Genomic DNA, 11,342 nt, shown 5'->3' on the forward strand with positions numbered 1-11,342 from the left:
GGCCCGGCTGCGCCAGACTCTGGAGGCCGAGCGCAGCCTGACCGCCAATGCCGCGCACGAGCTGCGCACCCCGGTCGCCTCCTCGCTGGCCCAGGCGCAGCGGCTGGTCGCCGAGGCCCCCGACGGTCCGCTGCGCAGCCGGGCCCGCGGGGTGGAGGCCGAGCTGAAGCGGCTGGCCCGGCTGGCCGAGAAGCTCCTGCAGCTGTCGCGGGCCGAGGGCGGCGGCGTGCTGGCCGAGGCGCCGGCCGACATGGGGCCGATCCTCGCGCTGGTGGTGGAGGATTTCGCCCGGGCCGGGCAGGGCGACCGGCTGGACCTGACGCTGCCGGCGGAGGCGCTGCCGCTGCGCATCGACCCGGACGCCTTCGCCGTGCTGGCCCGCAACCTGATCGAGAACGCGCTGGCCCATGGCGATCCGACGGCGCCCGTCACTGTGGCGCTAGACCGCTCCGGGCTGCGGGTAATCAATGCGGGGCCGGTGGTCGACCCGGCCCTGCTCCCGCGGCTGACCACCCGCTTCGAGCGCGGCGGCAGCCTCGCCCCCGGCTCCGGTCTCGGGCTGGCGATCGTCGCGACCATCGCCAGCGCGGCGGGCCTCTCCTTGCGACTCGCCTCGCCGGCGCCGGGCCGGAGCGACGGTTTCGAGGCGCGGGTCGGGTTCTGATGGCGCCGACAGGCCCCTGATGCCTCTCCGGCGGCCCCGCGCCAGTCCGCTTCACCGTCATCGCAAGATCTTGCTCCGGCTTGAAAACAGACGGCTCTGTGAAGAACATATCTAAAATGTTGCGTTATGATGAAAGTTGTGAATATCTGTTGTGATCTGAAAAGGGAGGATCCCGGATGAGCGACTCGTCCAGCTACCGCGTCTGTATCGTCGGCTTGGGTTCGATGGGCATGGGGGCCGCGCTGTCCTGTGCGCGGGCCGGCCTCGCGACCAGCGGGATCGACCTCGACGCCGGCCGGCGCGACGCCTTCGCCGCAGCGGGGGCCGAGGCTGTCGCCGGCTCCGTCGCCGGGCTGGCGGGTGAGTTCGACGCCTTCCTCGTGCTGGTGGTCAATGCGGCGCAGGCCCGGCAGGTGATCCTGGGCGAGGCCGGCATCGCCGCCCGGGTAAAACCCGGCGGGGCGATCATGGTCAGCTGCACCCAGTCGGCCGAGGACGCCAGGGCGCTTGGCCGCGAGATCGAGGCGCTCGGCCTCTTGATGCTCGACGCCCCGGTGTCGGGCGGGGCGGCCAAGGCGGCGCAGGGGCATATGACGGTGATGGCCTCCGGCCCCGACGCCGCCTTCGACAAGCTCGCGCCGGTGCTGCAGGCGGTGGCGTCCAAGACCTACCGCATCGGGCCGGAGATCGGTCAGGGCGCGACGGTGAAGGTGATCCACCAGCTGCTGGCCGGGGTGCATATCGCGGTCGGGGCAGAGGCCATGGCGCTGGCGGCGCGGGCCGGCATACCGCTGGACACGATGTATGACGTGGTGACCAACGCCGCCGGCAATTCCTGGATGTTCGAGAACCGCATGAAGCATGTGGTCGAGGGCGACTATACCCCGACCTCTGCGGTCGACATCTTCGTCAAGGACCTGGGGCTTGTGACCGAGACCGGGCGCGCCCTGGGCTTCCCGCTGCCGCTGGCCTCCACCGCCTTCGCCATGTTCCAGCAGGCCTCGAATATGGGCCACGGGCGGGAGGATGACAGCGCGGTGATCAAGACCTTCTCCGGCATCACCCTGCCGGAGGGCGGCAAGCCATGAAGATCGGCGTCATCGCGGATGATTTCACCGGCGCCACCGACATCGCCGGCTTCCTCGTCGCCGGCGGGCTAACCACGGTGCAGATGATCGGCGTCCCCGAGGCGGATGCGGTGGTCGAGGCCGAGGCGGTGGTGATCTCGCTGAAGTCGCGCTCCAACCCGGCGGCGGAGGCGGTGGCCGACAGTCTTGCCGCGCTGGATTGGCTGCGGGCGCGGGGCTGCGGCCAGGTGTTCCAGAAATACTGCTCCACCTTCGACTCTACTGCCCAGGGCAACATCGGCCCGGTGGCCGACGCGCTGCTGGCGGCGCTGGACGCGCCGATCACGGTGATCTGCCCGGCGCTGCCGGTGAACGGCCGCTCGGTCTATCTCGGGCATCTCTTCGTCGGGCAGGACCTGCTGCAGGACTCCGGCATGCGCGACCACCCGATCACGCCGATGCGCGACTCCAGCCTGATCCGGCTGATGCAGGGCCAGGCCAAGGGGCGTTGCGGGTTGGTGCCGGTGGCCGTGGTCGAGCAGGGGGCTGAGGCGGTGCGGGCGCGGATCGAGGCGCTGCGGGCCGAGGGCTGCGCCTATGCGGTGCTCGACGCGATCTCCGACGCGCATCTCGACGTGCTGGGCGAGGCGGTGCGCGACATGGCGCTGGTCACCGGCGGCTCCGGGCTGGCGGCGGGCATCGCCCGGGCGATCAGCGGCGGAGCCCGGGCCGAGGCGCTGGCGCAGGCTGCCGCCGAGGCGGGCGCGCCGCTGCAGGGCCCGGGCGTGGTGATCTCCGGCTCCTGCTCGGTGATGACCAACCGCCAGGTCGCGGCCTATCGCGCCGCGGCGCCGACGCGGGACGTCGAGGTGGAGCACTGCCTCGCCGATGCGGAGGCCTACGGGGCCGAGCTGGCCGACTGGGTGCTGGCGCAGCCGCAGGACGGGCTCGCGCCGCTGCTGACCGCTACCGCCAGCCCCGAGCGGCTGCGCGGGATCCAGGCGGCGCACGGGTCCGCCGCCTCGGAAGCGGTGGAGCGGGTCTTCGCCGTCGTCGCGCATCGGCTGGCCGAAGCCGGCGTCACCCGCTTCATCGTCGCCGGCGGCGAGACCTCGGGCTCGGTCACCCAGGCGCTGGCGGTCACCGGCTTCGCCATCGGGCCGCAGATCGCACCCGGCGTGCCATGGGTCCGTGCGGTGAACCGGCCCCTGTCGCTGGCGCTGAAATCGGGCAACTTCGGCGCGGAGAGCTTCTTCTTCGACTGCCAGCCGGGCGTCCAGAGCAAGGGAGACGGAGCATGACCGACGAAGCGCGCGCCGAGCGCATGGTGCTCCTGTGCAAGAGCCTGTTCGACCGAGGTTATTCGGTCGGCGGGGCGGGCAATGTCTCGGTCCGGCGCGAGGCGGGCGGGTTCATCGTCACGCCGACCGGCAGCTGCCTCGGGCGGCTCTCGGCCGGGGCGCTGTCGGTGATCGGCGCCGATGGCGCGCCGCTGCCAGGGCCGAAGCCGTCGAAGGAATTCGCCTTCCACCGCGCGCTCTACGACGTGCGGCCGGAGGCGGGGGCCATCGTGCATCTGCATTCGACCTATCTCACCGCACTCTCCTGCCTCGAGGGCCTGCCGCGCGACAACGCCATCCGGCCCTTCACGCCCTATTACGTCATGCGCATCGGCCACATGCCGGTGATCCCCTATTACCGCCCCGGCGCGCCGGAGATCGCCCGCGACCTCGCCGCGGCGGCGCAGGGCAGCAAGGCGCAGGCCTTCCTGCTGGCCTCGCATGGCGTGGTGGTGCTGGGCCGCGACATCGACGACGCGGTGAACAACGCCGAGGAGCTGGAGGAGACCGCCAAGCTGCAGTTCCTGCTGCGCGGCGAGACGCTGCACTACCTGACCGAGGCCGAGATCGCCGAACTGGGCGGAGGATATTGAGATGACCCGGATTGCCGCCAACCTGTCGATGCTGTTCACCGACGCGCCCTTCCTCGACCGCTTCGACCGCGCCGGGGCCGCGGGGTTCGAGGCGGTGGAGTTCCTGTTTCCCTATGACTACGAGATCGCCGAGGTGAAGGCGCGGCTCGACTGCAACGACCTGCGGCTGACGCTGATCAACGCCCCCGCCGGCGACTGGGCCGGGGGCGAGCGCGGCTTTGCCGCCCGTCCGGCGAAACGCGGGGAGTTCGAGGCGAGCCTTGGCAAGGCCATCGACTATGCCGTGGGGCTCGGCTGCCCGCGCATCCATGTCATGTCCGGCATCACCGCCGGCGAGCCCGACCCCGCCGCCTGCGAGGCGGTCTGGCTGGAGAACATGCGCCACGCCGCCGACCGCGCCGGCGCCGCGGGGCTGGCCATCTCGGTCGAGCCGCTGAACAGCCGCGACGTGCCCGGCTATTTTATGGCGCATCAGGACCCGACGCTGGCGCTGATCGGCCGGCTGGAGCGGCGCAACGTGCTGTTGCAGTTCGACGTCTACCACACGCAGATCATGGACGGCGACATCCTGCGCCGGATCGAGCGGCTGAAGGGCGCCTACGGCCATGTCCAGATCGCCGGCGTCCCCGACCGGCACGAGCCCGACAGCGGCGAGCTGAACTACGCCGCCATCTTCGAGGCCTTCGACCGTGCCGGTTTCGAGGGGCATTTGGGCTGCGAATACAACCCGCGCGGCCGCACCGAGGACGGACTCGGCTGGGCAGCCCACTTCCTGCGCGGCGCGAAATGATCCCCGCCGAGCGCCAGCAGTTCATCCTGACCTGCCTTGCCGAGCGCGACGTGGTCAGCATCGCCGAGCTGATCGACAAGCTGGGCGTGTCGCACATGACGGTGCGCCGCGACATCCAGGTGCTGGAGCAGTCGGGCCGGGTCGCCTCGGTCACCGGCGGGGTGCGGCTGTCGCGGCGGCTGGACCAGGAGCTGCCGCATCTGCAGAAGATCGAGATCAACGCCGACGAGAAGCAGGCCATCGGCCGCGCGGCGGCGGGCTTGGTCGGCGACGGCATGGTGGTCTATCTCGACGCCGGCACCACCACGCTGGAGATCGCGCGGCGCATCGCCGGGCGGCGCAACCTGACCGTGGTGACCAACGATTTCGTCATCTGCGCCTGGCTCTCGACCCAGTCCGACTGCACGCTCTACCACAGCGGCGGGCTGGTGGAGCGCGACAACCAGTCCTGCGTCGGCGGCGCGGCCTCCGAGGCGCTGGCCCGGTTCAACTACGACATCGCCTTCATCTCCACCTCCTCCTGGACGCTCGCGGGGCTCTCCTCGCCCTCCGAGCTGAAGGGGCCGGTGAAGAAGGTGGCGGTCGGTCAGGCCGGGCGGTCGGTGCTGGTGTCGGATTCGACGAAATACCGCGTGATCGCGGCGATGAACATCCTGCCGATGACGGTCTTCGACACCGTCGTGACCGACCGGCAGATCGAGCCCGACGCCGCCGCCGCGCTGCGCGAGATGGGCGTCGAGGTCATCCTGGCCGATGCGCCGGAGACCGACCAGATGAGCAAGGGAGAAGCCGAATGAAGATCGTGGTGACCGGCGGAGCCGGATTTCTGGGCAGCCGGCTGATCGATGCCCTGCTCGCCGAGGGCGGCGTCGACGAGATCGTGTCGCTGGATCAGGTGGCCTGCCCGGTCGCGGACCCGCGGGTGACCAGCCTCGTCGGCTCGATCGACGATGCCGCGGCGGTGGAGCGGGCGCTCGGCGCCGGGGCGGATGTGGTCTACCACCTCGCCGCCGTGCTCTCGGGCCAGTCCGAAAGCGAGTTCGACACCGGGCTGCACATCAATGTCGACGCTACCCGGCTGATCCTCGAGCGCTGCCGCAGCCTGCCGCGCCCGCCGCGCTTCGTCTTCACCAGCTCGCTCGCGGTCTTCGGCGGCGAGATGCCCGAGGTGGTGCCCGAGACGATGGCGACCATGCCGCAATCCTCCTACGGCTGCGGCAAGGCCATCGGCGAGCTTCTGGTGTCGGAATACAGCCGCAAGGGCTTCGTCGACGGGCTGACCTGCCGGCTGCCGACGATCTGCGTCCGCCCGGGCAAGCCGAACTCGGCCGCCTCCTCCTTCGTCTCGGGGATCATCCGGGAGCCGGTGGCGGGACTGGCCTCGGACTGTCCGGTGCCGCTCGACACCCGGCTCTGGATCTCCTCGCCGGGCGCCGCCATCGCCAATCTGGTGCGGGCGGGCCGGCTGGACAGCGCCGAACTGGGGCTGCACCGGGTGCTGGACCTGCCGGGCATCACCGTGACGCCGGAAGCGATGCTGGAAAGCCTTGAGCGGCTGGTCGGTGCCGAGGCCCGGGCGCTCGTTTCGCTGACCAGCGACCAGCGGGTGATCGACATCGTCTGCAGTTGGCCCGGCGCCTTCGAGGTGTCGCGGGCCCGTAGCCTCGGCTTCGTCGCCGACGCCGATTTCGACGCCGTGCTGCAGCAGTATCTCGGCGAGGCCCGGCCCGCCTGAGGCCGGCCGCAGCTCCCGCCCCGGTCGGGGGCGGGGCGGTCAGTGAGGATCGCATGAGGCGGGCCGCCGGCCCGCCGTCCGACCGCATTTCAAAAAAGGGGCGCTGCGGCGCAGAGGAGGAACGACACATGGCTGAACCCGGAATGGAGTTCCAGTTGATCGCAGGGCTGGCCTTCGCCATCTTCCTGCTGATCTTTCTGGTGGTCAAGACCAAGGTCCACGCGATCATCGCGCTGGTCATCGCGGCCTCGGTCTCGGGGCTGATCGGCGGCATGATGCCCGCCGAGGTGATCACCTCGATCACCACCGGCTTCGGCCGCACCCTGTCCACCATCGGTCTGGTCATCGGCTTCGGCGTGATGATGGGGCGGATCCTCGAGGTTTCGGGGGCGGCCGAGCAGATGGCCTATTCGCTGATCCGCTGGGTCGGCAAGAAGCGCGAGGACTGGGCGATGGTCCTGACGGGCTACATCGTCTCGATCCCGATCTTCTGCGACAGCGCCTTCGTCATCCTGTCGCCGCTGGTCAAGGCGCTGGCGCGCTCCTCGGGCAAGTCGGTGCTGACGCTGGGCATCGCGCTGGCGGGCGGTCTGATGCTGACCCACCACGCCGTGCCGCCGACCCCGGGCCCGCTGGGCGTGGCCGGCATCTTCGATGTCGACCTCGGCCTGATGATCCTCTGGGGCGTGGTCTTCACCATCCCGGGCATGGCGGTGATCGTGTTCTACGCCCGCTACATGGGGCCGCGGCTGGAGAAGATGATCCTCGACGACACCGGCGAGGATCTGGCCGCCGCCTATCGCCAGTTCGACAGCGCCGCCGGCGCGCGCCAGAAGGTGCTGCCCTCGCTCGGTCTCTCGGTGCTGCCGCTGGTGCTGCCGATCGCGCTGATCTTCCTCAACACCATCGCGACCACGGTCGTGAAGGCCTCGGATGACCCGGAGCTTGCCAATACCCTGATCGTGCAGGCGATGTCCTTCTTCGGCAATCCGGTGATCGCCGTGGCGATGGGGCTCTTGGTGGCGATCTACACCCTGCTGCCCGGCCGTCCGCGCGAGGAGGTTCTGGGCTACATGGAGCAGGGCGTCGAGAGCGCAGGCATCATCCTGCTGGTCACCGGCGCCGGCGGTGCGCTCGGCTCCGTGCTGCGCGATTCCGGCGCGGGCGACGTGATCGGCCAGTCGGTGGCCGGTCTGGCGATCCCGGCGGTGCTGATCCCCTTCGTGATCTCCTCGCTGGTTCGGTTGATCCAGGGCTCGGGCACCGTGGCGATGATCACCGGGGCCTCGATCTCGGCCCCGATCCTGATGGGCATGCCCGACGTGAACATGGTCTTCGCGGCGCAGGCGGCGGCCATCGGGTCGATGGTGTTCGGCTATTTCAACGACAGCTACTTCTGGGTCATCAACCGGATGCTGGGGGTGAAGAACGCCAAGCACCAGATGCTGCTCTGGTCGGTGCCGACGACGCTGGCTTGGGGCTCGTCGCTGGCCATGCTGCTGATCTGCAACGCCCTCTTCGGCTGAAGCCGCAGCCCCGGTCTCGGGGGAACGCAAGCAACGACGGGCCGGGGTGCGAGGGATCGCGCCCCGGCCCGCGCCGTTTCAGGAGCCCGGCGGCGGGCCTGTCATCAAAGGTTCACTAGTGTGTCGTGGATATTTCCAGTATTCAGGAAATATGAAGAACGAAGCCGCCGTCCAGCTGTTCACCGCCCTTGGCCATCCCGGCCGTCTCGGGCTGTTCCGCCTGCTGATGCGCCATGCGCCGCAGGGCGTGCGGCCGACCGAGATTGCCGCGACCCTCGGGGTGAAGCAGAACACCCTGTCGCACCACCTCTCGGATCTTGAGTCCGCCGGCCTGATCCGTGCGGCGCGCGAGGGGCGGTCGATCCGCTACAGCGTGGCGCTGGAGACCACGGCGGCGCTGATCAGCTACCTCGGCCATGATTGTGGCCGGGGCCGTCCCGACCTGCTGCATCCCCCTCAGGAGAGTCCCATGACCCCGCCGTTCAACGTGCTTTTCATCTGCTCGGGCAATTCCGCCCGCTCGATCTTCGCCGAGGCCATCCTGAACAAGATCGGCGAGGGCCGCTTCCACGCCTATTCCGCCGGAACGCGGCCGGGCAGCCAGCTGAACCCCTTCGCCGTCGAGGTGCTGGAGCGCAACGGCTACGACGTGTCGGGCCTGCGCTCCAAGCACCTGTCGGAATTCGAGACCGCGGACGCTCCGAAGATGGATTTCGTCTTCACCGTCTGCGACACCGCCGCGAGCGAGGAATGCGCGCCTTGGCCGGGCCAGCCGATGACGGCGCATTGGGGTCTGCCGGACCCGGTGAAGGCCCAGGGCACCGAGGGCGAGAAGGGTCTCGCCTTCGCCCGGGTCTTCGGCGAGATGCACCGCCGGATCACCCTCTTCGCCGCGCTGCCGATCGGCGAGCTGGAGAAGGTGGCGCTGCAGGGCCAGATTGACCGGATCGGAGACCCGGCATGACCCGGATCGCGATCAACGGGCTCGGCCGCATCGGCAAGCTGGTGCTGCGCGACCTGCTGGAACGCGGCGGGGTGGAGATCGTGCTGCTGAACGACGCCGCCGGCGATCCGGCGCAGCACGCCCTGCTCCTCGAGTTCGACTCGGTGCATGGCCGTTGGGGCGCCGCGATCTCGCATGACGCCGACAGCCTGACGATCGACGGCCGCCGGATGCGGCTGACCCGCGCCAAGCGGATCGAGGATCTGCCGCTGGCCGAGCTCGGCGTCGATCTGGTGGTCGACTGCACCGGCGTGTTCAAGACGGCGGAGAAGGTCGCGCCCTATTTCGACACGGTGAAGACCGTCGTCGTCTCGGCCCCGGTGAAGGACGGCGGCGCGCTGAACCTGGTCTACGGGGTGAACCATCAGCTCTATGACGGCAGCCAGCGGCTGGTCACGGCGGCGAGCTGCACCACCAACTGCCTCGCCCCGGTGGTGAAGGTGATCCACGAGGGTCTCGGCATCCGGCACGGCTCGATCACCACGATCCATGACGTGACCAACACCCAGACCATGGTCGACCGCCCGGCGAAGGACATGCGGCGGGCGCGCTCGGCCCTGACCAACCTGATCCCGACCACCACCGGATCGGCCACCGCCATCGCGCTGATCTACCCGGAACTCGCCGGCCGGCTGAACGGCCATGCGGTGCGGGTGCCGCTGCTGAACGCCTCGCTGACCGATTGCGTCTTCGAGGTGGAGCGGGCGACGACGGTGGAGGAGGTGAACGCGCTGTTCCGCGCGGCGGCGGAGGGCCCGCTGTCCGGCATCCTCGGCTACGAGGAGCGGCCGCTGGTGTCCTCGGACTACCTGAACGACCCGCGCTCGGCCATCGTCGACGCCGGCTGCACCATGGTGGTGAACGGCACCCAGGTGAAGGTCTACGCCTGGTATGACAACGAATGGGGCTATGCCTGCCGCCTGGCCGACATCGCCCGCATGGTGGCGGGGCGGTTGTCGTGAGCGTCGCGGCAGCCTCGGGGATCCGCGCCTATGCCGCGGTGACGGCGGCCTACTGGGCCTTCATGCTGACCGACGGCGCGCTGCGGATGCTGGTGCTGCTGCATTTCAACGCGCTCGGCTTCTCGCCGATCCAGCTGGCCTGGCTGTTCCTGCTGTATGAACTGGCGGGGATCGTCACCAACCTGTCCGCCGGCTGGCTGGCGGCGCGCTTCGGTCTGGCCTCGACGCTCTATGCCGGGCTCGGGCTGCAGATCGCAGCGCTGGCGGCGCTGGCGATGCTGGACCCCGGATGGAGCATCGCCGCCTCGGTCGCCTTCGTCATGGCGGTGCAGGGCCTGTCGGGCGTGGCGAAGGATCTCGCCAAGATGTCGTCGAAGAGCGCGGTGAAGGTGCTGGCGCCCTCCGGCGACGGGCTGTTCCGCTGGGTGGCGCTGCTGACCGGGTCGAAGAACGCGGTGAAGGGCGCGGGCTTCTTCCTCGGCGCGGCGATGCTGGCGCTGGCCGGGTTCCAGGCGGCGGTCTGGGGCATGGCCGCGGTGCTGGCGGTGATCCTGCTGGCGGTTGTGCTGTTCATGCCCGATGGCCTGCCGCGCGGGGTGAAGGGCACCAGGATCGGCTCGATCTGGTCGAAGGACCGGGCGATCAACCGGCTGTCGCTGGCGCGGATGTTCCTGTTCGGCGCGCGGGATGTCTGGTTCGTCGTCGGCCTGCCGATCTATTTCCAGTCGGTGCTGTCGGACGGCACGCCTGAGGGCCGGCGGGAGGCCTTCTTCCTGATCGGCGGCTTCATGGCGCTGTGGATCATCGCCTATGGCGCGGTGCAGGGCTTCGCCCCCAAGCTGATCCGTGGCGAGCCGGTGGGCCAGGCGATCCGCTGGGCCGGGCTCCTGACGCCGATCCCCTTCCTGCTGGCGGGGCTGGCGCTGGTCTCGGGCGGGCCGGCCACCTGGCTGACCATCAGCCTCGTGCTGGGGCTGCTGGCCTTCGGCTTCGTCTTTGCGGTGAACTCGGCGGTGCATTCCTACCTGATCCTCGCCTTCTCCAAGGCCGAGCGGGTGACGATGGATGTCGGCTTCTACTACATGGCCAATGCGGCCGGGCGGCTGGTCGGCACGCTGCTGTCGGGCGTCAGCTACCAGTGGGGCGGGCTGCCGTTGTGCCTCGGCACGGCGGGGGTGATGGCGGCGGCGAGCTGGCTGGCGGTGCGCCGGCTGGAGCCGCTGCCGGGGCAGGCGCAGCCGGCCTGAGCTGCGCAAATCCGCGCGGCCCCTTGTGGCGGACTTCGGCCTGTGCACAACTGCAGCCTTCCTGCAGCTGAAGAAGCCGAAGATCCCCATGACCATCGCCACCCGCTCCGGAACCCATCTCACCGTGCTGGTGGTGCTGGGCATGACCCATCTGCTCAACGACCTGATGCAGTCGCTGATCCCGGCCGCCTACCCGATCCTGAAGGAGAGCTACGCGCTCGACTTCGTGCAGATCGGCCTCATCACCATGACCTTCCAGATCGCCGGCTCGCTGTTGCAGCCGGTGATCGGCATGGTGACCGACCGCCATCCCGCGCCCTATTCGCCGGTGGTGGGGATGATGTTCACCCTGTCGGGGCTGGTGAGCCTCGCCTTCGCCCACAGCTACGCCATGATCCTCGTCTCGGTGATGCTG

The 11,342-nt window shown here is 69.8% G+C and carries 12 protein-coding genes; all 12 read left to right on the forward strand.

Annotation, left to right across the window (positions count from 1 at the left end; genetic code table 11):
• A partial coding sequence (locus C5F48_RS18890) for a sensor histidine kinase (protein ID WP_258186533.1) occupies positions 1–664 on the forward strand: 664 nt, incomplete at its 5' end.
• A 176-nt stretch (positions 665–840) separates the two neighbouring features.
• Positions 841–1,752, forward strand: coding sequence for an L-threonate dehydrogenase (gene ltnD, locus C5F48_RS18895; RefSeq protein ID WP_107665381.1), 912 nt, complete (start codon positions 841–843; stop codon positions 1,750–1,752).
• Positions 1,749–3,032, forward strand: a complete 1,284-nt coding sequence (gene otnK, locus C5F48_RS18900) for a 3-oxo-tetronate kinase (protein ID WP_107665382.1) — start codon at positions 1,749–1,751, stop codon at positions 3,030–3,032. Before ltnD ends, otnK begins: the two co-directional genes overlap by 4 nt.
• The gene (gene otnC, locus C5F48_RS18905; protein ID WP_107665383.1) at positions 3,029–3,664 is read left to right on the forward strand and encodes a 3-oxo-tetronate 4-phosphate decarboxylase; all 636 of its coding nucleotides are present in this window, start codon (positions 3,029–3,031) and stop codon (positions 3,662–3,664) included. The genes otnK and otnC overlap by 4 nt, the downstream gene beginning before the upstream one ends.
• 1 nt (position 3,665) lies before the next feature.
• On the forward strand, positions 3,666–4,454 hold the full coding sequence (gene otnI / locus C5F48_RS18910) for a 2-oxo-tetronate isomerase (RefSeq protein ID WP_107665384.1): 789 nt from the start codon (positions 3,666–3,668) through the stop codon (positions 4,452–4,454).
• Positions 4,451–5,251 carry a DeoR/GlpR family DNA-binding transcription regulator gene (locus tag C5F48_RS18915; protein WP_107665385.1) on the forward strand — a complete coding sequence of 267 codons (801 nt, stop codon included), beginning with the start codon at positions 4,451–4,453 and terminating at the stop codon, positions 5,249–5,251. Before otnI ends, C5F48_RS18915 begins: the two co-directional genes overlap by 4 nt.
• Positions 5,248–6,189 carry a D-erythronate dehydrogenase gene (denD, locus tag C5F48_RS18920; RefSeq protein WP_107665386.1) on the forward strand — a complete coding sequence of 314 codons (942 nt, stop codon included), beginning with the start codon at positions 5,248–5,250 and terminating at the stop codon, positions 6,187–6,189. The genes C5F48_RS18915 and denD overlap by 4 nt, the downstream gene beginning before the upstream one ends.
• A 128-nt stretch (positions 6,190–6,317) precedes the next feature.
• A complete protein-coding gene (locus tag C5F48_RS18925; protein ID WP_211314643.1) occupies positions 6,318–7,715 on the forward strand; it encodes a GntP family permease in 1,398 nt (465 codons plus the stop codon).
• Between the two features lie 151 nt (positions 7,716–7,866).
• Complete coding sequence (locus C5F48_RS18930) at positions 7,867–8,679, forward strand: metalloregulator ArsR/SmtB family transcription factor (RefSeq protein ID WP_107665388.1); 813 nt, start codon at positions 7,867–7,869, stop codon at positions 8,677–8,679.
• Positions 8,676–9,680, forward strand: a complete 1,005-nt coding sequence (locus C5F48_RS18935) for an ArsJ-associated glyceraldehyde-3-phosphate dehydrogenase (RefSeq protein WP_107665389.1) — start codon at positions 8,676–8,678, stop codon at positions 9,678–9,680. The genes C5F48_RS18930 and C5F48_RS18935 overlap by 4 nt, the downstream gene beginning before the upstream one ends.
• Positions 9,677–10,927 carry an organoarsenical effux MFS transporter ArsJ gene (arsJ, locus tag C5F48_RS18940; RefSeq protein WP_107665390.1) on the forward strand — a complete coding sequence of 417 codons (1,251 nt, stop codon included), beginning with the start codon at positions 9,677–9,679 and terminating at the stop codon, positions 10,925–10,927. Before C5F48_RS18935 ends, arsJ begins: the two co-directional genes overlap by 4 nt.
• Positions 10,928–11,015: 88 nt before the next feature.
• Positions 11,016–11,342 (forward strand): MFS transporter (locus C5F48_RS18945; RefSeq protein ID WP_146170646.1); only part of this gene is annotated, 327 nt, incomplete at its 3' end.

This window comes from Cereibacter changlensis JA139, from assembly GCF_003034985.1.
Lineage (GTDB): Bacteria > Pseudomonadota > Alphaproteobacteria > Rhodobacterales > Rhodobacteraceae > Cereibacter > Cereibacter changlensis.

Bases quoted from the DNA above. Each gene is read 5' to 3' on its own strand.
- C5F48_RS18915 (WP_107665385.1), top strand. From the start codon at position 4,451: ATGATCCCCGCCGAGCGCCAGCAGTTCATCCTGACCTGCCTTGCCGAG.
- C5F48_RS18930 (WP_107665388.1), top strand. From the start codon at position 7,867: ATGAAGAACGAAGCCGCCGTCCAGCTGTTCACCGCCCTTGGCCATCCC.
- C5F48_RS18925 (WP_211314643.1), top strand. From the start codon at position 6,318: ATGGCTGAACCCGGAATGGAGTTCCAGTTGATCGCAGGGCTGGCCTTC.
- otnK (WP_107665382.1), top strand. From the start codon at position 1,749: ATGAAGATCGGCGTCATCGCGGATGATTTCACCGGCGCCACCGACATC.
- ltnD (WP_107665381.1), top strand. From the start codon at position 841: ATGAGCGACTCGTCCAGCTACCGCGTCTGTATCGTCGGCTTGGGTTCG.
- C5F48_RS18935 (WP_107665389.1), top strand. From the start codon at position 8,676: ATGACCCGGATCGCGATCAACGGGCTCGGCCGCATCGGCAAGCTGGTG.
- otnI (WP_107665384.1), top strand. From the start codon at position 3,666: ATGACCCGGATTGCCGCCAACCTGTCGATGCTGTTCACCGACGCGCCC.
- otnC (WP_107665383.1), top strand. From the start codon at position 3,029: ATGACCGACGAAGCGCGCGCCGAGCGCATGGTGCTCCTGTGCAAGAGC.
- denD (WP_107665386.1), top strand. From the start codon at position 5,248: ATGAAGATCGTGGTGACCGGCGGAGCCGGATTTCTGGGCAGCCGGCTG.